The sequence below is a fragment of the Pseudooceanicola nitratireducens genome, assembly GCF_900109195.1.
Taxonomy (GTDB): Bacteria; Pseudomonadota; Alphaproteobacteria; order Rhodobacterales; family Rhodobacteraceae; genus Pseudooceanicola; species Pseudooceanicola nitratireducens.
Genome location: NZ_FNZG01000002.1, coordinates 268,318 through 288,113 on the forward strand (window position 1 = coordinate 268,318; position 19,796 = coordinate 288,113).

General features: G+C 65.2%; 21 protein-coding genes. 11 read left to right on the plus strand and 10 right to left on the minus strand.

The features are described from left to right. Positions 1–318 precede the first annotated feature (318 nt). The gene (locus BMX99_RS07140; RefSeq protein ID WP_093449372.1) at positions 319–921 is read left to right on the plus strand and encodes a LolA family protein; all 603 of its coding nucleotides are present in this window, start codon (positions 319–321) and stop codon (positions 919–921) included. A gap of 40 nt (positions 922–961) precedes the next feature. On the opposite strand, the gene BMX99_RS07145 is transcribed toward BMX99_RS07140, so the two are convergent. Both BMX99_RS07145 and BMX99_RS07150 read right to left on the minus strand, forming a co-directional pair. Next, positions 962–1,543 (minus strand): transglycosylase SLT domain-containing protein, encoded by a 582-nt coding sequence (locus tag BMX99_RS07145; protein ID WP_093449374.1) that lies wholly within the window; start codon positions 1,541–1,543, stop codon positions 962–964. 87 nt (positions 1,544–1,630) lie between these two features. Then, positions 1,631–2,512, minus strand: coding sequence for an AEC family transporter (locus tag BMX99_RS07150; RefSeq protein ID WP_093449377.1), 882 nt, complete (start codon positions 2,510–2,512; stop codon positions 1,631–1,633). 83 nt (positions 2,513–2,595) lie between these two features. On the opposite strand from BMX99_RS07150, the gene hspQ reads away from it, so the two are divergent. Further along, complete coding sequence (hspQ, locus tag BMX99_RS07155; protein ID WP_093449380.1) at positions 2,596–2,922, plus strand: heat shock protein HspQ; 327 nt, start codon at positions 2,596–2,598, stop codon at positions 2,920–2,922. 53 nt (positions 2,923–2,975) lie between these two features. On the opposite strand, the gene BMX99_RS07160 is transcribed toward hspQ, so the two are convergent. The 3 genes from BMX99_RS07160 to BMX99_RS07170 form a co-directional block, all read right to left on the minus strand. Beyond that, positions 2,976–4,553, minus strand: a complete 1,578-nt coding sequence (locus BMX99_RS07160) for a gamma-glutamyltransferase family protein (protein ID WP_093449382.1) — start codon at positions 4,551–4,553, stop codon at positions 2,976–2,978. 423 nt (positions 4,554–4,976) lie between these two features. Further along, positions 4,977–5,513, minus strand: a complete 537-nt coding sequence (locus BMX99_RS07165; RefSeq protein WP_139199455.1) for an ATP-binding protein — start codon at positions 5,511–5,513, stop codon at positions 4,977–4,979. Continuing rightward, complete coding sequence (locus BMX99_RS07170) at positions 5,503–5,841, minus strand: STAS domain-containing protein (protein ID WP_093449385.1); 339 nt, start codon at positions 5,839–5,841, stop codon at positions 5,503–5,505. The genes BMX99_RS07165 and BMX99_RS07170 overlap by 11 nt, the downstream gene beginning before the upstream one ends. 88 nt (positions 5,842–5,929) lie before the next feature. On the opposite strand from BMX99_RS07170, the gene BMX99_RS07175 reads away from it, so the two are divergent. Genes BMX99_RS07175 through BMX99_RS07190 form a run of 4 tightly spaced genes read left to right on the plus strand, consistent with a single transcriptional unit; the run spans position 5,930 to position 9,350 of the window. Continuing rightward, positions 5,930–7,102, plus strand: coding sequence for a thiolase family protein (locus tag BMX99_RS07175; protein ID WP_093449388.1), 1,173 nt, complete (start codon positions 5,930–5,932; stop codon positions 7,100–7,102). Positions 7,103–7,148: 46 nt separating this feature from the next. Then, positions 7,149–8,189, plus strand: coding sequence for an alpha/beta hydrolase (locus BMX99_RS07180; RefSeq protein WP_093449391.1), 1,041 nt, complete (start codon positions 7,149–7,151; stop codon positions 8,187–8,189). Beyond that, entirely contained in the window at positions 8,186–8,650 is a 465-nt protein-coding gene (locus tag BMX99_RS07185; protein WP_093449394.1) for a GAF domain-containing protein, read from the plus strand. Before BMX99_RS07180 ends, BMX99_RS07185 begins: the two co-directional genes overlap by 4 nt. A gap of 52 nt (positions 8,651–8,702) precedes the next feature. Next, positions 8,703–9,350, plus strand: a complete 648-nt coding sequence (locus tag BMX99_RS07190) for an RluA family pseudouridine synthase (RefSeq protein WP_093451165.1) — start codon at positions 8,703–8,705, stop codon at positions 9,348–9,350. Positions 9,351–9,371: 21 nt separating this feature from the next. On the opposite strand, the gene BMX99_RS07195 is transcribed toward BMX99_RS07190, so the two are convergent. The 3 genes from BMX99_RS07195 to BMX99_RS07205 form a co-directional block, all read right to left on the minus strand. After that, the gene (locus BMX99_RS07195; RefSeq protein ID WP_093451168.1) at positions 9,372–9,863 is read right to left on the minus strand and encodes a transglycosylase SLT domain-containing protein; all 492 of its coding nucleotides are present in this window, start codon (positions 9,861–9,863) and stop codon (positions 9,372–9,374) included. Between the two features lie 122 nt (positions 9,864–9,985). After that, complete coding sequence (locus tag BMX99_RS07200; RefSeq protein WP_093449397.1) at positions 9,986–10,642, minus strand: hypothetical protein; 657 nt, start codon at positions 10,640–10,642, stop codon at positions 9,986–9,988. A gap of 191 nt (positions 10,643–10,833) precedes the next feature. Continuing rightward, on the minus strand, positions 10,834–12,279 hold the full coding sequence (locus BMX99_RS07205; protein WP_093449400.1) for an aldehyde dehydrogenase family protein: 1,446 nt from the start codon (positions 12,277–12,279) through the stop codon (positions 10,834–10,836). A gap of 198 nt (positions 12,280–12,477) precedes the next feature. On the opposite strand from BMX99_RS07205, the gene BMX99_RS07210 reads away from it, so the two are divergent. Continuing rightward, positions 12,478–13,131, plus strand: a complete 654-nt coding sequence (locus BMX99_RS07210; protein WP_093449403.1) for a peroxiredoxin — start codon at positions 12,478–12,480, stop codon at positions 13,129–13,131. Positions 13,132–13,244: 113 nt separating this feature from the next. Then, on the plus strand, positions 13,245–14,018 hold the full coding sequence (locus tag BMX99_RS07215; protein ID WP_170848675.1) for a DUF4336 domain-containing protein: 774 nt from the start codon (positions 13,245–13,247) through the stop codon (positions 14,016–14,018). Positions 14,019–14,025: 7 nt separating this feature from the next. Here BMX99_RS07215 and BMX99_RS07220 read toward each other — a convergent pair whose 3' ends face one another. After that, positions 14,026–15,063 carry an NAD(P)/FAD-dependent oxidoreductase gene (locus tag BMX99_RS07220; protein ID WP_093449406.1) on the minus strand — a complete coding sequence of 346 codons (1,038 nt, stop codon included), beginning with the start codon at positions 15,061–15,063 and terminating at the stop codon, positions 14,026–14,028. Between the two features lie 84 nt (positions 15,064–15,147). Between BMX99_RS07220 and mnmD the strand changes: the two genes are divergently transcribed. Both mnmD and BMX99_RS07230 read left to right on the plus strand, forming a co-directional pair. Continuing rightward, the gene (gene mnmD, locus BMX99_RS07225) at positions 15,148–15,870 is read left to right on the plus strand and encodes a tRNA (5-methylaminomethyl-2-thiouridine)(34)-methyltransferase MnmD (protein WP_093449409.1); all 723 of its coding nucleotides are present in this window, start codon (positions 15,148–15,150) and stop codon (positions 15,868–15,870) included. Next, positions 15,863–16,729, plus strand: coding sequence for a DMT family transporter (locus BMX99_RS07230; RefSeq protein ID WP_093449412.1), 867 nt, complete (start codon positions 15,863–15,865; stop codon positions 16,727–16,729). Before mnmD ends, BMX99_RS07230 begins: the two co-directional genes overlap by 8 nt. Here BMX99_RS07230 and BMX99_RS07235 read toward each other — a convergent pair. Beyond that, entirely contained in the window at positions 16,694–18,697 is a 2,004-nt protein-coding gene (locus BMX99_RS07235) for a lytic transglycosylase domain-containing protein (protein WP_093449415.1), read from the minus strand. The two genes, BMX99_RS07230 and BMX99_RS07235, sit on opposite strands and share 36 nt — an antisense overlap. Positions 18,698–18,832: 135 nt before the next feature. On the opposite strand from BMX99_RS07235, the gene dapA reads away from it, so the two are divergent. Next, positions 18,833–19,708 (plus strand): 4-hydroxy-tetrahydrodipicolinate synthase, encoded by an 876-nt coding sequence (gene dapA / locus BMX99_RS07240; RefSeq protein WP_093449417.1) that lies wholly within the window; start codon positions 18,833–18,835, stop codon positions 19,706–19,708. Positions 19,709–19,796 lie beyond the last annotated feature (88 nt).

A 19,796-nucleotide genomic window follows, 5' to 3' on the forward strand; every position in this document is an offset into this window, starting at 1 on the left:
CTTGCTGCTGCTGGCGAGCGTTATGCGAGCTGGCGTTAAGCTGGCTGGCGATCTGCTGGCTGGCGCTGGCTAGCGGGCCGTTCTTGAACCAAGACTTAGGATCATCGCAAAAGGGTTTCAAGAGAAAATTCAATAAAATCATATAGTTGACAGATATTGTCAGGAATGGCCGGCGGTGTTGAAATCCGCCAAACCGGCTAAGACCCTGAAAAAGCGCGGCTTCTAGCCCGGCAAAGATGGGCCGATTGAAAGGAACGTTGACCGCAATGTGAGCGTTGCCCTCTGGTACGTGACTGACGCGAGGCCTATTTTCGAGCCATGAAACCACTTCGCCTGATGGCCGCTTCGGCCCTGACCCTCGCCCTGGCTGCGCCTGCTGCCTGGGCCGAGAAGATTCCCCTGAACACCCTGTCGTCCTATCTGAACGGCATCACGACGGCGCAGACCAAGTTCACCCAGATCGCGGGCGACGGGTCGGTGTCGACGGGGACGCTGTACCTGAAACGGCCGGGGAAGATGCGGTTCGAATATGACCCGCCGAACAAGGCCTATGTGATCGCGGATCACGGGGTGGTCGGCATCTTCGACGAAAAGGGCGACGAGTCGGTCGAGCAATACCCCCTGAAGCGCACGCCGCTGAACATTATCCTGGACGAAACCGTCGACCTGGGCCGCGCCAACATGGTCACTGGCCACCGGGAAGAGGGGCCCTCGACCATCGTGAAGGCACAGGACCCGGAGAACCCGGAATACGGCTATATCGAACTGGTCTTCACCGCGAACCCGACGCAGCTGCGTCAGTGGGTCGTACATGACGACAGCGGCTCCGCCACGACCGTGGTGCTGGGCGACATGCAGACGGGCATGAGCCTGAGCCAGCGTCTGTTCAACTTCCAGGATGGATTTGTGGCCGACAGGTGATCCTGCCGGCCACAAAAGCTAACCGATTGCCTGCTGCCGCTTAGCGATAGCGGCAGCGCGCCAGCTGACCCTGGTACAGCTGCGCACGGGCCGCGACGCGCTGTGACACATCCACCAGCCAGGCCTTGCTTTTCCAGGTGCCACGGGCATAGCCGGAATGGCCATCATGATAGGCCAGGTACTGGTTCATCGCGTCGGACAGCGGGATCCCCAGCTTGTCGCGCGTCTTGTTCATGTACCAGCCCATGAAATCCGTGGCGTCGTCGAAATTGTTGCGCCGCGCGCCGCGGTTGCGGGTTTCGTTGCGGTAATCATCCCAGGTGCCATCCAGCGCCTGGCTGTAGCCATAGGCCGAGGACTGCCGCCCCATGGGAATGATGCCCAGGGCAAAGCGGTGTGGGGTACGGGCGTTGCCGTCGAATTTGCTCTCCTGATGGATCATCGCCATCATGACATGGGTCGGCACGCCCCACTTCCGCTCGACCTTGCGGAAGGCGCGGGCGTAGGGCTTGCGCTCCTGCAACAGAAGGCAGGCGTTATCGAGATTTCGGGGGGATCCCTTCGGGCCGCCGCAGGACGCAACCAACAATAGGATCAGCACGGCGCTTAACGCTCGGATCATCTGTCTGCTCGCTCTTTTGTGTCTGACGCACTTTCGTGTCGTTCTAACAAAAACGCGCCTGCGGGTGAACTCACAATTTGGCGGGGTTCACAGCAGCACGGCAAGAATCACCGGGATGGCGAGAACGGACAACAGCGTCGAAACAACCACCAAACCGGCCACGGATTGTGCATCGGCGCCATATTTTTCCGCAAGCAGGTATGAGGTCACGGCGACCGGCGTCGCGATCTGAAGAACCAGAACGGCAAAGGCCACGTCATCCAGCGCGAACATCCGGCCTACGCCCCAGGCGATCGCGACGCAGAGCACCAGTTTCACAACCGACATGCCGATGGCGGCGACCAGGTTGCCGGGCGACAGCCGCGCCACGGCCACGCCAAGCGTGATCAGCATCAGCGGAATCGCCATCTGGCCGATCAACTCAAGCGTGTTGGTCAGGAAAGGCGGCGTCTGCCAGCCCTGCCACAGGAAGATCCCGCCCAGCACCGTGCCCCAGACCAGAGGTTCCTTCAGCGCCTTGGTCAGCGACCCGCCGCCCGAAACAATCCAGATGCCGTAGGTGAAGGACCAGATGGCCATGACGGCAAAGACCACGACCGCGTAGGACAGGCCGGTTTCGCCAAAGGCAAACAGCGCCAGCGGCAGGCCGAGGTTGCCGGTGTTGCCGAAGATCAGCGGGGCCTGGTACGTCCTCTGGTTGTAGCCGATCATCGCAAGTGCGGCGGCGACCACCAGGGTCAGAACCCCATAGGCCACGACCGAGGCCAGCGATAGCGCGGTCAGCGCCGAGGGGTCGATCTGCGCTTTCATCAGCGCCACGAAGATCAGGCAGGGCACCGAAAGCGTCATCGCCAGGCGGGTGACGAATTCGACCCGGTACTCGAATCCGGCCTTGACCCAGCCAAAGCCGATCGCGGCCAAAAGGAAAACTGGAGCAACAATTTCAAGCACTGTCAGGGCGAGGTTCACAGAGTGTTTCCTTAATTTTTCGTTACATTGTTGGACATAGCCCGGATGATGAGGGTAGGTGTGGCACAAGGGGGCCGCAAGACATGTTGAAGACTCGCGCCAAATATCATCTTGGACAGGTTGTCCGGCACAAGAAACACCCCTTCCGGGGTGTGGTCTTTGACGTCGACCCGGAATTCGCCAACACCGAGGAATGGTATGACGCCATTCCCGAGGACAGCCGCCCGTCGAGAGAACAGCCGTTCTATCACCTGTTGGCCGAAAACGACCAAAGCTATTACGTGGCCTATGTGTCCGAACAGAACCTGGTCGCCGATTATTCCGGTGAGCCGGTGGACCATCCCGATATTCCCGACCTGTTCGGGCCGTTCCAGGATGGCACCTATCCCCTGCATTTCCAGCTGAACTAAGCTATCCGACTGCGGGTGCCCGCAGCTGGCTACGTTTCTGCGACGCGACCGGGTCAATACCCGATCGCGCAGCCGTCCTTGCGCGGGTCCGACCCGGCCTCGAGAAATCCGTTGTCGTGAATGCGGATCGCCTGGGCCCCTCCGATGGCGGTCTTGGGGGCGCCAAGTGTGTGGCCCATGTCCGACAGCTCTTGCAGGACCTCGGGGGCAAAGCCGTTCTCGATGGTCAGCACATCACCTTCGGGGAAGGCGCGGGGGGCGTCGATGGCGGCCTGGGGGTCCATGCCGAAGTCGCGGATATTCGACAGGAAATGCGCGTGACCACAGGCCTGGTAGGCCCCGCCCATGACGCCGAAGGGCATGATGACCTTGCCGTCCTGCTTCAGCATGCCGGGAATGATCGTGTGCATCGGACGTTTGCCGGGGGCCATTTCGTTGGCGTGGCCCGGCGTCAGGCTGAAGCCTGCGCCGCGGTTCTGCAGCATGATGCCGAACTTGTCGGTGCAGATGTTCGACCCGAAGCCGTGGAAGACCGAATAGATCAGCGACACGGACATGCGGTCGCTGTCGACCACGGTGATATAGACCGTGTCCTTGTGCACCGCGTCGGCGCTTTCGGTCAGTTTGGCAGTGGCCTTTGCGGGGTTGATCAGCGCGGCCAGGCGGCGCGCGGTGTCCAAGTCCAGCATGTGATCCAGCCGCGCCATGTGATCGGGATCGGCGAGAAGGCGGTTGCGGGCGTCATAGGCCAGGCGGGTGGCCTCGGCCTGAATATGCATGCGCTTGGCCCCGTTGGGATCCATCGCGGCGATGTCGAACTGGGCCAGGATGTTGGCCAGCAGGATGGCGGTTGCGCCCTGGCCGTTTGGCGGATGTTCCCACAGTTCGATCCCGTGGTATTCGGCTGAAATAGGGTCTGTTTCCATGCCCTCATGGGCCGCCAGATCGTCCAGCGTATGCGGCCCGCCCAGGGCGGTGAGCGTGGTGATGATGTCCTCGGCGACCTCACCGGTATAGAAGGCCTGGGCCCCGTCGGAGGCCATGCGGCGCAGCACCTGAGCCTGTCCGGGAAGGGTCAGGCGGTCACCGGGCCTGGGCGCGCGGCCCCAGGGCAGGAAATGTGCCTTCCCGGCTTCGGTCATGTTGGGGGCCAGCCCGGCATAGTCGCTGACCACGCGCGGGGCCATGGCAACGCCGGTTTCGAAATAGTGGATGGCGGGGGCCAGGATCGTGTCCATGCCCTTCTTCCCCCACAGGGCGTTCATGCGGAAGAACCCGTCGACGGCCCCCGGCACGGTGACAGCCAGCGGGTCGGTCAGCGGCACGGACGCCTCACCCCGGTCGCGCAGCACCTGAGGATCGGCCCCGGCGACGGCGCGGCCCGAACCGTTGAAGGCGTGGATCTCTTCGCTTCCAGCCGGAGAGATCAGCGCAAAACAATCCCCGCCCAGCCCGCACATGGGCGGTTCGGTGATGCCAAGGACAAAGGCCCCGGCCATCGCGGCATCCAGGGCGTTGCCGCCATCGCGCAGCATCTGCACCGCCACCTGCGCCGCAAGGGGGGAGGAGGTCGCGCAGACGCCGCCCTCGGCCCAGACGGGCGAGCGGCCCGGAAGATGAAAATCGCGCATATGGTGTCCCCCCTGGTTGTATAGGGCGCATCATGGTGCAGATTTTGTCGGGGGGAAAGGCCGGGCCGGGTTTGCGGGATTCGGCGGGCACCGGGCGGCCTGCGGGGCTGTTCGCAACCGCTTTTGCCAGCCCGATCTGCGGGCAGACCTCTGGGCCGGACTGCGATTTTGCTGGGCAATGCCGGGGGGTGTAGACCTCGGCGCCGCGTACTGGGTGGGGGCTGAATTGACGCGACGCCGAGGGAAGCCATGCAGCTACCCTTTCTATATCGCGTTGGTTTCGGGCGCAGGTGCGGAGCAATCGGGACAATTTCTGGACCATTCGAAGGTTCGCGCCCCGGGTTGCGCCATAATGATTGCCGTTGCGTGAAGTGCACCCGGCGCAGGACCGGATAAGCTGTGGTCAGCCCCATTCAGTCCCGGTCATCCTTGGCCAACCAGCCCGACGGCCAGACGATAGGTCAGCACGTTCAGGTCCCTTTCGCGGCGATACTGCACGTTGCGGGCCAGGGCGGTGATCAGGAACCAGCCGAATCCCCCTTCGGGCAGGTCGGGCAGGTTCGCGGGCGGCTCCGGCGCGCCGGCATGATCCATCAGGGGCATCCGGCCGTCGGGCATCGGGGTTCCGTCATCCTCGATCCGGATCAGAAGGCCGGTTGCGCCGAAATCCCAGGTCAGGCGGATCTGTCCGTGACTGTCCCCGCCATGAGCATGTTCGACGATGTTGTTCAATGCCTCGGCCGTGACAAGTTCGACCGACCCAAGTTCTTCTTCCTCGAACCCGAGGGGAGAGAGGCGGCGGCGCAGGTCGGCCAGGGCCGCGCGCACCTTGTCCGGCGCGGTTGGCAGGGTGATCTGACCAGGTTGTGTTTGGGGCTGTGTTTGGGACTGCGGCCCGGGTCCACAGCCTGTGGTGCGGGGGGGCGAGGGTGCGGTCATGGGGGCAGGATCAGCCGGCATTGGCCTGGTCGGTCCTTTCCAGCGCCTCGTGGATGGTAAAGACGGTGTCCATGCGGGTCAGGCGAAACACCTTGGCCACATTGGGGTTCAGCGCCGCCAGTTCCAACGCCTGATCGTCGCGCATCTGTTTCATCGCGGCGACGATGGCGCCCAACCCGCTGGAATCGATGAAGGTCACCGTTTCAAGGTCCAGAATCACCCGCTCCCCCGCCTGATCGGTCAGGGCCCGCATCGAATCCTTGAAACGGATCGCCACGGCGGCGTCTATCCGCGCCTCGGGCACATGGATCACGGTGGCCGTGTCCAGATCTTCGGCTGTCAGGTTCATCGTCGCCTCCACCTTTCCTTGCTGAGCGGGAAAGCTAGACGGCAATCGTTACCATCCGGTATGCATGGCCTGACCGGAGGAGGATTTCATGCAAGATGTAGTGATCGCGGGCGCGTCCCGCACGGCCATGGGCGGATTTCAGGGCGCATTCGACGGGGTCGAGGCCGCGACCCTTGGCGGCGCGGCCTTGCGCGCGGCGCTGGAGGGTTCGGGCGCGAAAACGGTGGATGAGGTCCTGATGGGCTGTGTCCTGCCGGCCGGACAGGGCCAGGCCCCCGCGCGTCAGGCCGGTTTCGCGGCTGGTTTCGGCGAAAGCGTCCCCGCGACGACGCTGAACAAGATGTGCGGGTCGGGGATGAAGGCCGCGATGATGGCCTTTGACCGGCTGGCGCTTGGTCATGCGGATGTGATCGCGGCGGGCGGCATGGAATCCATGTCCAACGCCCCCTACCTGCTGCCCAAGATGCGCGGCGGCGCGCGGATCGGCCATCAGCAGGTGCAGGACCACATGTTCCTGGATGGGCTTGAGGACGCCTATGACAAGGGGCGCCTGATGGGCACCTTTGCCGAAGATTGCGCCGAGGCCTTCCAGTTCACCCGCGAGGCGCAGGATGATTACGCGCTGAAGTCGCTGCAGAATGCGCTGGATGCCCAGGCCTCGGGCGCGTTCGACGGCGAAATCACCCCCGTCACCCTGACCACCCGGAAGGGAGAGGTCACCATCGGCGCGGATGAGCAGCCCGGCAATGCCCGCCCCGAGAAGATCCCGCATCTCAAGCCCGCCTTCCGCAAGGACGGCACGGTGACCCCGGCCAATTCGTCCTCGATCTCTGACGGGGCGGCGGCGCTGATCCTGGCCAGCGGTGCGGCGGCCGAGGCGCAGGGGCTGAACGTCCGCGCGCGCGTGCTGGGCCATGCCAGCCATGCGCAGGCCCCGGCGCTGTTTCCGACCGCGCCGGTCCCGGCCGCGCAGAAGCTGCTGGAGCGGATCGGCTGGTCCAAGGAAGACGTCGACCTGTGGGAGGTGAACGAAGCCTTCGCCGTCGTGCCCATGGCCTTCATGCATGAAATGGGTCTGTCGCGCGACGTGGTGAACGTGAACGGCGGGGCCTGTGCCCTGGGTCACCCGATCGGCGCTTCGGGCGCGCGGATCATCGTGACGCTGCTGAATGCGCTGGAAAAGCGCGGGCTGAAACGCGGTGTCGCGGCGATCTGCATCGGCGGTGGCGAAGGTACGGCGATTGCCATCGAACGGGTCTGAAAACAGGCTCTAACCAGCGGAACAGAGCCTGATCGGGAGAGGCGGGATGAAAGCATTGCGGATGATCTGGGGGCTGATCAAGGTGGTCGGCCCCGAGGGGCTGGCGCGCCGCGCCTATTCGGGCAAGCTGGATCAGGTGGACGGTCGGGTGATCGACGCCAAGGCCAAGGCGGTCAGCGATCTGGTCGCCCAGATCCGCGATCCGAACCAGATGCCGACGCTGGAGGACAGCCGCAAGCAGCTGGATGCCCTGGCCGCCAAGTTCGACCAGCCCTGTCCCGATGGTGTCGTGGTCAGTGAGATCACTCTGCCCGGACTGACAGGGCCCCGCTGCGCGCGGGTCTATGTGCCCGAGGGCGGCGATCCGATGGCCCCGCAGTGGACGCTTTTGTACCTGCATGGCGGCGGCTGGGTTCAGGGATCGCTGGACAGTCACCATTCGCTGTGCGGGAAGCTGGCGGCGCAATCCGGGGTGCGGGTGATTTCCTACGATTACGTGCTGGCGCCCGAACACAAGTTTCCCGCCGCGCCGGATGATGTCCTGCAGGTCTATACCGCGCTGCTGGACGGGGCCGGGGGGCTGGGCGTCAGCGCCGACCGGCTGATGATCGGGGGCGACAGCGCGGGGGCCAATCTGACAGCCGCCTTGATGCATGATCTGGGCCGGACGGGGGGTGCGCTGCCCCGGGCGCAGCTGCTGCTTTATCCGGCGGTGGATGGGCGCATGTCCTCGGCGTCGATGCAGGCGCTGGCGGATCAGCCGCTGTTGCCGCGCAAGAGGATCGAATGGTTCCAGGCCTTCTATCTCCCCGAAGGGCAGGACGTCACCGATCCGCGCTATTCGCCGCTGTTCTCGGATCAGCTGAAGGGGCAGCCACGCGCCTTCATCATCGCGGGCGGGCACGATCCGCTATGGGATGACGCGCTGAGCTATGGCAAGGCGCTGGAAGAGGCGGGAACCCGGGTTGACCTTGTGACCTTCGAGGGGCAGGTGCATGCCTTCATGTCCCTGACCAAGGTCATTCCCGAGGGGCGCGAGGCGGTCGATCTGACCGCCGCCTGGATGAGAGCGAGAGCCGCAGAATGAGTGTCGATTACGCCGAATTGAGCCGCACGATCGCCAGCCTGACCGAGGGCGAGACGGACGCAGTTGCCCTGATGGCGACCCTGTCGTGCGAGATCCACCATGCCGACGACAGGTTCGACTGGACCGGGTTCTATCGCGTGACCGAGCCCGAGTTGCTGAAGATCGGGCCCTATCAGGGCGGCCACGGGTGCCTTGTCATCCCGTTTTCGCGCGGGGTCTGCGGGGCGGCGGCGCGGACGCGGCAGGTGCAGCTTGTCCCGGATGTCGAAGCCTTCCCCGGCCATATCGCCTGTGCCTCCTCGACCCGGTCGGAAATCGTGCTGCCGGTCTTCGACCAGACGGGCGCGGTGATTGCGGTGCTGGATATCGACAGCGATCAGCCCGATGCCTTCACCGACGACGATGCAGAGGCGCTGACCCGGATCCTGCACGACACGTTCACCGCGCGCGCGCTAAGCTGACAGTAGCCCGACCCATGGTCATGACCCGCGCGGCAGGCTATCAGGCGGCATGATGTCCGATGCCTACACTCCGCCCGATACGCCGCTTTCGGTGATCCACGAAGATCACGAACTGCTTCTGGTCGACAAACCGTCGGGGCTTTTGTCGGTGCCGGGGCGGGGCGAACACCTGGCCGATTGTCTGCTGACACGGGTGCAGGCCGCCTTTCCGACCGCGCTTCTGGTGCATCGGCTGGACCGCGACACATCGGGCATCATGGTCTTTGCCCTGACGCCTCATGCGCAGCGCCACCTTGGGCTGCAGTTCGAACATCGCCGCACCAAGAAGACCTATGTTGCCCGTGTCGCCGGCCGGTTGGAGCCGAAGACCGGCACCGTGGATCTGCCGCTGATCGTCGACTGGCCGAACCGGCCGCGCCAGATGGTGGACCATGAGAACGGCAAACCGGCGCAGACCGACTGGCGCGTGCAGCGCTATGGCGAGGACGAGACCCGCGTGCGGCTGATGCCGCGCACCGGGCGGTCGCATCAGCTTCGGGTGCATATGCTGGCGCTTGGGCACCCGATCCTGGGCGATCCCTTCTATGCCAGCGGCGCGGCGCTGGATCATCCCCGGCTGATGCTGCATTCCGAAGAGCTGCGGCTGCTGCACCCCGACGGCGGCAAGGGCATGACCTTCAAGGCCAAAGCCCCTTTCTAGAGCCTGATTTCCGGGCGATGCCTAGCGGCAGGCGCTGAGGGTTTCGTAGTCCTGCAACCCGGTGGCGACCAGCATGCAGCGGTCGCGGGCTTCGTAGTAATAGCCCCGCGCGTACCAGCCGACGGCCGTGGGTTCATCGCCATCAGACAGAAGCCAGGCCCCCCGCAGGTATTTCACCGCCCATCTCAGGTTGGTGTCGGCATCCAGAAGCTGTTCGGGATGGCCTTCGAAGCCCATGCCTCGGGCGGTGGCGGGCAGGATCTGCATCATGCCGTAATAGGGGCCGTTGCGCGCCTGGGGGCGGTAGTCGCTTTCGCGCTGGATGACACGGTGGATCAGGCTGGCGGGCACGTCGTAGTGGTCGGCGTACTTGTTGACGAGGGCCCGGATCTCGGGGGTCTCGCCGGGGTGCAGTGCCATGGCCTGCGGGGCGGGACCGGGGCCGCCACAGGCGGCAAGGGTGAGGGTCAGGAAAACGGGGATCAGAAACGCGCGCGCGCGGGATACTGGCATCATTTACGGGGGTCCAAGTTGTGCGACAGGCGCATTTGGCCCCGTTCGGGCGGCTTCCGGCAAGCGGTCCGTCAGATGCGCGCGGAAGTCTGCCGAAGATGAGGGACGTGCCGGACCCGGTGTTAGCCCTTGCCGAACTTGGCGTCGTCCCGGTCGATGTCGGCTTCAAGGTCGGCCGCTGTCGGGTCGAACATCAGAAGTTGCGCGAAGAACAGACACATAAGCAGTGCGGCGGTGTAGTGCGACATGTTGGTGAAAGGCGGGATCTGGTCCAGCGTCAGCGCATCGACAAAAATCCCCGCGGTCACCGCGCAGCTGCCGATGGCCCCGAACAGCGGCACGTGCAGCCGCCAGTCCGCGTGCAGGGGCAGCAGGTTCAGGCGAATCGCGGGTGCGATCGACAGCAGAAGAAGCCCCAGGATCGTTGCATCGGAGACCCCGTCATTGGGGTTGGATTCAAAGATCACCAGATCCTCAAGCGGCAGGTCCAGCCCGAACAGGCGCAGCAGCACCAGCGACCCCAAGAAGGCGATCGCCAGGACCAGGGCCAGGCGTTGCAGCAGCCATCCCGATGTATGCGACGCCAGCGGCATCGTGGCGAAGCCAACCAGCGCCATGCACAGCGCGGTGGCCGGGACCATGGCGTTCTGGTCGGTGGAAAAACGCACAAGCGGGTCGATGCCAAGGCTCCAGCCCAGACCAAGGCTGAAGAGGCAGAATAGGATGCTTGCCAGGGCGAGCGTAAAGCTCACCGCGTTTTTGGAATCTCTGTCGGTCATGTCTTCTGAAATATGAATCGGAACGGCCACCTGCCGATGCCGGATACATTAGTTCGCAAAGGAGGGATTGCAAAAAATAAAGTGACGCAGAGTCATCTGCGTCACTTTTTATTTTGAAAACAGGCCCGTCAGGCCGTTCGGGGGCCTTTCAGGAGGGCCGGTCCGGGTGGTCCAGTGCCGATCAGTTCCGGTCAGGCGGTCTTGGCATCCCAGCCGGACACGGCCTTGACCTCCATGAAGTCTTCCAGACCCCAGACGCCGCCTTCGCGGCCGGTGCCGGACATCTTCATGCCGCCAAAGGGTGCGCCCGCGCCGCGGGGCTGGCCGTTCATCTCGACCATGCCCGACCGCAGCGACATCGCCATGCGGTTGGCGCGCTCACCGTCCTGGGTCTGGACATAGTTGGTCAGACCATAGGGGGTGTCGTTGGCGATCTCGATGGCCTCTTCTTCGGTGTCGAAGGGCATGATGGTCAGGACGGGGCCAAAGATTTCCTCGCGCGCGATGGTCATCTGGTTGTTGGCATCCGCAAAGACCGTCGGTTTGACAAAGAAGCCGCGGTTCAGCCCGTCGGGGCGACCGGTGCCGCCGGCGACCAGTTTCGCGCCTTCGTCGATGCCCTTCTGGATCAGGTCCTGGATCTTGTTGAACTGGCTTTCGTTCACGACCGGGCCGATGTGGCGGCCTTCTTCGTGGGCCGAGCCGACGGTGACCGCGTTGGCGGCTGCGGCGGCTTCCTCGACGGCCTGGTCATAGCGTTCGCGCTGCACCAGCATCCGCGAGGGCGCGTTACAGGACTGGCCCGAGTTGTTCATCATGTGCATGACGCCGCGCTTCACGGCCTTGTCGTCGGCATCGGCGAAGATCACGTTCGCGCCCTTGCCGCCCAGTTCAAGGTGCACCTTCTTCAGGGTTGCGGCGGCGTTCTGGCTGATGGCGATGCCGGCGCGGGTCGATCCGGTGAAGGACACCATGTCGACATCCTCGTGCCCGGTCAGGGCCGATCCGACGCCCATGCCGTCGCCGTTCACCAGGTTGAAGACACCGGCGGGCACACCCGCCTCGTGCATCATCTCGGCGAAGAGCAGCGCGTTCAGCGGGCTTTCCTCGGACGGCTTCAGGATCATGGTGCAGCCGGCGATCAGACCTGCGATGACCTTCAGGGTCACCTGGTTCATCGGCCAGTTCCAGGGCGTGATCATCGCGCAGACGCCGAAGCCTTCATAGACGATGCGGTCGTTCGGGGCGTGATCGCCAAGCGGGCGGACGAACTGGAATTCCTTCGCCGCCTTCAGGAAGTTGCGCGTGTGCGAGAAGCCCGCACCCCACTGCTGGGCCTTCGCCATGTCGATCGGCGCGCCCATCTCCATCGAGATGGCCTTGCCCATGTCTTCCTGGCGGGCGGTGTAGATTTCCAGGAACTTCTCGACGATCGCGATCCGTTCTTCGGGCGCGCGCTTCATCCAGGCGGGGAAGGCGGCCTTGGCGGCGGCAACGGCCTTGTCGACGTCGGCGGCTGACCCAAGCGAGATCACCGCGCAGGGTTCTTCCGTCGAGGGATCGATCACATTGTGGTCGTTCGGCGTGACGGGATCGACCCATTCACCGTTGATGTAAAATTGGCGTTTCTCGATCATCGGTTCTCTCCCTAACCAAAGTATCGCGGGGCCATCCCGCATCGCGGGCGAATGTCCCGCAGATTCCGCGCCAATCTGTCACCGCCTCCCGGGGCTTGCAAGGCGGCCTTGCAAGGAGGGGGGTGCAAATGCGCGGGGTGGTCTCTAGATAGGGGGGGAACCTTGCAGAAACAAACGTCATACGTCACGGAGGACACCATGGCACTGCGCATCAACGCGACCGTTCCGGATTTCAAAGCGGACACCGATCAGGGCGAAATCAGCTTTCACGACTGGATCGGCGACAGCTGGGCGATCCTGTTTTCGCACCCCAAGGATTTCACCCCGGTCTGCACGACCGAATTCGGGGCCGTGGCGCAGCTGGCCGACGAATGGGCCAAGCGCGGCACCAAGGTGATCGGCATTTCCGTCGATGGCGTCGAGGACCACAAGAAGTGGAAGGGTGACATCGAAAGCTTTGCCGGGGCCAACGCGGGCTTCCCGATCATCGCGGACCAGGGTCTGGACGTGGCCAAGCTGTTCGACATGCTGCCCGAAGAGGCCGTGCTGCCCGATCAGCCGACCCCGGCCGACAGCGCGACGGTGCGGTCCGTCTTCATCATCGGCCCCGACAAGAAGCTGAAGCTGTCGATGACCTACCCGATGACCATCGGCCGCAACTTCGCCGAGGTGCTGCGCGCCCTCGACGCGCTGCAGGCTACGTATGAGGTGCCGCTGGCTGCGCCGGCGAACTGGGTGCCGGGCGAAGACGTGATCGTCGCCCTGTCGCTGAACGACGAACAGGCTGAAGAGAAGTACGGCAAGCTGGACAAGAAGCTGCCCTACCTGCGGTTCGCCAAGGCCCCGTCCTGAGGCTGGGCCCAGGCCCGTCCTGATGTTTGCCATCAGAGACTGACACCGGACGCGCGCCCGATTGTGGCGCGCGTTTTCCTTTCCGGCTAGGCTCATCGGGAAGGGAGCCCGCGATGACCCGATCCGACCCGAACCCAGCCGACTCTACCGCCAACCCAATCCACAATCCGATCCCCGAACAGGATCAAAGCACAGGCCCGGTGCCGCAGGTCTTCGGCCCCGACATCTGGATCCATGACGGCCCGCAGGTCGAAGGCGCGGCGGGGTTCCAGTTTCCGACCCGCATGGCGCTGATCCGGCTGGCCGACGGCGGGCTTTTCGTCTGGTCGCCCGTGGCGCTGACCCCGGCGCTGGCGGATTGGATCACCGAAACCGGCCCGGTCCGCCACATCGTCGCGCCCAATGCGCTGCACCACGTCTTCCTGCCCGCCTGGCAGGTCGCCTATCCGCAGGCGCAGATCCACGGCGCGCCGGGGGTTGCGGAAAAGCGCGAAGAGATCCGGTTTGCCTCTCTCCTGGGGGATGCTGTGCCAGAGGACTGGAAAGGCCAGGTCGAACAGGTGCTGATCCCCAACCGCATCGCGGACGAGGTCGTCTTTTTCCACCGCGCCAGCGCCACGGTCATCGTGACCGATCTGTTGCAGGCCATGCCGCCTGGGTCCTTCCGGGGGTGGCGGGCGCTGGTGGCGCGACTGGATCTGATGACTGGCGACACCCCCCGGGTGCCGCGCAAGTTCCGCATGGCGCTGCGACCGCGCGACGTGGTGCGGGGGCGGGTCGAGCATGTGCTGGGCTGGCCGGCCGAACGGCTGATCCTGGCCCATGGCAGGCCCGTGACCCGCGATGCCCATGCGCTGCTGCGCCGGGCCTTTCGCTGGCTGTATTAGACCCTAATCAGGGGAACAGGGTCGACGCGCGGAAGGCCTCGGGGATGGTGTCGTGGCCGTCCAGGATCAGGTCGGCCATGACCTCTCCGACCTTGGGGGCCATGCCAAAGCCGATCTTGAACCCGCCGTTGGCGATGTATTCGCCGGGCTTGCCGGGCCAGGCCCCCAGCATCGGTGCGCGGGATCGCGACCGGGGGCGGACACCGGCCCAACGTTCGATCACCTCGGCCCCTTCCAGCGCGGGCACGGCGGCGCGGGCGGCGGCGATGACCTGATCCAGCTGCGCATCGGTGCTGCGCGGGTCGTCATAGTCGCGTTCGCTGGTCGACCCGATCGCCACGGTGCCATCCGCATGGGGCACCACGTGCACGCCTCCGGCAAAGACCTGCGGCACCGCGCCGGCGTCATGGCGCAGCAGGGCGGCCTGTCCCTTGACGCCTGTGCCGATCATGCGCCCGGCCTCGGTGCTCATTGCTTCCAGCCCCGGGGTGCCGGTGGCGTGCAGCAGGGCGCCTTCCTCGGGGCCGTCGGTGACGATCTCTGCTCCGTAGCTCTTCAGCGCCTCGACCAGTGCAAAGCAGGATTTGCGCGGATGGATGCGCGCGCTGAGCGTGTCGAAGACAAAAAGCCCGGTCGGAGAGGTCGGCGCAAAGGGGCCGGGGGCGTCGGTGACCTGCCATGTGGCGTGGTCCTGCCACAGGTCTTTCGCGGTCTCTTCGCGGCCGCGGGCCAGGGTGACGGCATGATCATCGGCCAGGGGCTGGATCCGGCCAAGGCGGGCATATCCGCTGGAAAGCCCCGAAACAGTCTCGATTTCCTGCCAATAGGCGCTGGCCATCAGAAGGCTGTCCAGCTGGAACTGTTTCTTGTCGTTCCAGGTCTCGGGCACATGCGGGGCCAGCGCGCCCACCACCCCGCCCGAGGACCCGGCCGCCACGCCGAAGGGGTCGATCACCCGTACCTTCGCGCCGCGTTTGGCGCAGGACCAGGCACAGGCCAGGCCGAAGGCTCCGGCCCCGCGAATGGTCACGTCGATCCTTGTCATCTTCCCGTCTCCGCTTCATGGTGTCGGGCACCGTCCCGGTGCTTTCTTGCCGTGCGTTCAGGGCGGCTTCTAAAGGATCCCAGCATGACCGGCCAGCACGAGGGCCCGACCAAGGCCGATTACTCCGGCCCGCACGACCCCGAGCTGTCCTGGCGCGAGGGGGTGACGCCCGTGTCGACCCAGTTCGACGACCCCTATTTCAGTCTCGAAAACGGGCTGGAAGAGACGGGCTATGTCTTTCTGACCGGCAATGACCTGCCCGCGCGCTTCCGACCCGGGTTCCAGATCGCCGAGCTGGGGTTCGGCACCGGGCTGAACCTGCTGGCGGCGCTGCGGGCCTGGCGGGCAGCGGGGATCGAGGGCCGGCTGCGTTTCACCACCTTCGAGGCCTATCCGATGCTGCCCGAGGACATGATCCGCGCCCAGGCGGCATTCCCCGAGGTCGCCGACCTGGTCACGGAACTTGGCCCCTATTGGGGCGGGGATGAGATCACCCTGCCGGATCTTGAGCTGCGGATTGTCACCGGCGACGCCCGCCAGACCCTGCCCGCATGGCAGGGCGCGGCGGATGCCTGGTTCCTGGACGGCTTCGCCCCCGCGAAGAACCCCGAACTGTGGGGTGCGGATCTGATGCAGGCCGTGCATGACCACACCGCGCCCGGCGGCACCGCGGCCACCTACACGGCGGCGGGCCATGTGCGCCGCGCCCTGGCCGATGCCGGGTTCGAGGTCACGCGCCTGCCCGGCTATGGCCGCAAACGCCACATGACCCGCGCAACCCGTGCAACAGAGACTGAACATGACTGAACAGAACACCCGCCAGGGCATCATCCTGATGATCGTGACCACCCTGGTCTTTGCCGTGCAGGACGGGATCTCGCGCCATCTGGTGGCGGATTACCCGGTCCTGATGGTGGTGATGATCCGCTATTGGTTCTTCGGGCTGTTCGTGATCGTGCTGGCGGCGCGCAAGGCGGGCGGGGTGCTGAATGCGGCGCGCACGGAACAGCCGCTGATCCAGATCTTCCGTGGGGTGCTTCTGGCCTTCGAGATCTGCGTGATGGTCACCGCCTTTGATCTGCTGGGGCTGGTGGAAAGCCACGCGGTCTTTGTCTGCTATCCCCTGCTGGTGGCCGCCCTGTCTGGGCCGATCCTGGGTGAAAAGGTCGGCTGGCGGCGGTGGTCGGCGATCGGCGTCGGCTTTGTCGGGGTCATCATCGTGCTGGAACCGGGCTTTGGCGTCTTCGCGATCGAGGCCCTGGTGCCGCTGGCCGCTGCGCTGATGTTCGCGCTTTACGGTCTGTTGACCCGCTATGTGGCGCGGCGCGACAGTTCCGCGACCTCGTTCTTCTGGACGGGGGTCAGCGGGGCCGTGGTGATGACCGGCGCGGGGATCTGGTTCTGGGTGCCGATGGCCCCGGACGCCTGGATCTGGATGGGCACCCTGTGCCTGACCGGCGCCCTGGGGCATTACCTGCTGATCCGCGCCTACGAGGTGGCCGAGGCCAGCGCCGTGCAGCCCTTTGCCTATTTCCAGCTGGTCTTTGCCGCCGCCATCGGCCTTCTCGCCTTTGGCGAGGTGGTGCGCCTGAACGTGGCCATCGGGGCGGCCATCGTGATCGCGGCGGGTCTATTCACCCTGTGGCGGGAACGCCGAAATCGTTGATCCCCCCAGTTCAAGGCTGAAGGGCACCGGAAGGGGCGTCTGACCCAGTCGGGCGCGGTAGACCGGCAGGCTTTCCGCGACCCGTTGCACGTAATTGCGTGTCTCGCGGAAGGGCAGGTGTTCGATCCAGTCGACGGGGTCGGTGGCCCGGTCGCGCGGATCGCCGAATTGTTCCGACCAGCGGATCGACCGGGACGGGCCGGCGTTATACCCGGCCGAGATCAGCAGGACATTGCCGCTGAACTCATCCGCCAGCTGCGCCAGATAGGCCGAGCCAAGCGTCGCGTTATAGGCCCAGGTGCCAAGGCGGCCGGTGACATCATCGGTGTCCCCGACCTTTTCGGCCATGGCCTGCGCCGTGCGCGGCATCAGCTGCATCAGCCCGCGTGCGCCCACATGGCTGGTGACCGATGGATCGAATTCGCTTTCCCGGCGGGCGATGGCCAGCGCCATCTCCATCGAGACGGGCAGGGTCATCTGCGTCATCGGGTGCATGGCGTAGTAATGGCGTGGCAGGACGATGCCCCGCGCGGCTGCGGCCTTGCCCAGCATGACCTCAAGATGCGGATCGCCGGCCTCTTCGACCATGCGGCCCAGGGCATACAGCTCGGCCGAGGGGGCGGTTTCCGCCATATGGGTCAGGAAGCGTTCGGCGTCATAGGATTGCCCGGCGGCGCGCAGCAGCATCACCGCCTCGCGCAGGTCGCTTTGGGCCAGCGGTGTCTCGCGCCAGTCGGTTCCGGTGTCGGTGCCGTACAGGCTGGGGTCGAAGGCGATCCCGGCTTTCTCGGCGGCAAGAAGCCCGTAGAAGGACGTCTGGTGATCGGCCCCGGCGGCATAGGCGGCGCGCGCCTCTTCCGGGCGGTTCAGCGCGTCCAGCGCACGCCCCCGCCAGTACCCGGCCCGGCCCGAGGAAATCGGGGTCTGCACGGCCTCGTCCAGGTGGTTGAAATGGGTCAACGCCAGCGCCGGGTCGTCCAGGTAGCGCAGGGCGATATAGCCCGAAAGCCATTCCAGATCGGCATAATCGCCGCCCTCGGTCAGCTGGTGGTTGGCGGCCAAGTCATAGGCGCGCCGCGCATTGCCGGCGCGCATTTCCTCGCGCGCGAAGGACCGGCGGCGGTTCGACCATTTGTCGGGGTACGCCAGCCCGCCGGGGATCGCGCTTTGCGTGATCAGCAGGTCCTTGGCGCTGTCGTCCAGCCCCTTGCGGATGCGCCAGTTGAAACGATCATAGGCCAGGCCGGGATCGTTCTGAAGCGCCAGCGGCACGGCCTTGATCTGGGCGTTCACATCGCTGTCGTTGTCGCGCAGGGCGATCCGCGCGCGGGCCAGCGCGGCCTGATCGGAGGAAACAAGGTCCAGCATGCGGTCGGTGTCGCCGGTGCGGCCTTCCCAGATGGCGGCGGACAGGCGGGCGGCGTGGTGGTCGCGCAGCAGGGGGCCATAATGGGCGCGGAAGGCATCGTGTTCCTCGGCGTCCAGATCAAGGGTGCGCCAGGCCAGGACGATGGTCGCCTCGGCCTCTCCCTTTGCGCCGGCGGCCTCAAGCGCGCGGGCCAGGCGCAGGGCGCCGGACCCGGTGGCGGGGGTGTGACCGCGGAACAGGGCGCGGACCTGGTCATCGCTGGCCTCTGCAAAGGCGGGTTCGCTTTGGCGGCGCAGGTAGTCAAGGCCGGGCCAATGGGCTTTGCGGTCCAGGAAGGCCAGGACTTCGTCCGGGGTGCCCTTGCCGCTGCGCAGGCGGACCCATTCGACATAGTCGCCCGCAACCGGCCCGTCCCTGTCGGCAAGGCGTCTGGCCAGGGCAAAGTCGCCCGATCCAAGCGCCGAGATGGCCGAGGCAAGCGGACGGGGAGAGATATCCTCGATCAGCTGAGAGGCATTGGCACCGGGATTGCCCGGCAGGGCCGTCAGGCCAAGGGTCACCAGCCCGATCAAGAGGGCGCGGTGCAGTACTACTTGCATTTCTGGTTCCGAACCCGGATAGACACCCGACGAATGTAAGGCTTTGGCCGGGTTGCTCAAGGATTCGCGGGCGATACGGCAAAGATCCGCAACCGGGACGGCATTCCGCCACCCGCCACACGAAAGGAGCGTGTCATGTTTCACGGGTCAATTCCTGCCCTGGTCACGCCGTTCAAGGACGGCGAGTTGGATTTGGATACGCTGAAGAAGCTGGTCGACTGGCATGTGGATCAGGGCTCGAACGGGCTGGTGCCTGTCGGCACCACCGGGGAATCCCCGACGCTGTCGCTGCGCGAACATGAGATCGTGGTCGAAGAGGTGGTGAAATACGCCGCCGGCCGCATTCCCGTGATCGCCGGGGCCGGTGCCAACAACACCAAGGAAGGCGTGCGCCTGATCAAGCACGCCGAAGAGGTCGGGGCCGATGCGGCGCTGGTCGTCACGCCCTATTACAACAAGCCGACGCAACGCGGGCTGATCGCGCATTTCACCGCGATGCATGACGCCTGTGACCTGCCGATCATCATCTACAACATCCCGCCGCGTTCGGTCATCGACATGGTGCCCGAAACCATGGGCGAACTGGCCAAGCTGCCGCGCATCGTCGGCGTCAAGGACGCCACCGCCAAGCTGGATCGCGTCGCGTCGCAGCGCCTGGCCTGCGGTGCGGATTTTGTGCAGCTGTCCGGTGAGGACGGCACCGCCGTCGGGTTCAACGCCATGGGCGGGGTCGGCTGTATTTCCGTCACCGCGAACGTCGCGCCCAAGCTCTGCGCCGAGATGCAGGCCGCCTGCGCCGCCGGCGACTACAAGACCGCGCTTGAGTACCAGGACCGCCTGACGCCCCTGCACGAAGCGATCTTTACGGAACCGGGTCTGTGCGGCGTGAAATTCGCCATGTCCGAACTGGGGCTGTGTTCCGATGAGGTCCGTCTGCCGCTGATGACCGTCACGGATGAGACCAAGGCCAAGCTGCGCGCGGCCATGCGCCACGCGGGTCTGGTGAACTGATCCTTCGGGACATCAAGTGATGTGAAAGGGCCTGCGGTGACGCGGGCCTTTTTGTTTGGTGGGCCTTTTGTTTTCGGCCTGCCGCCCA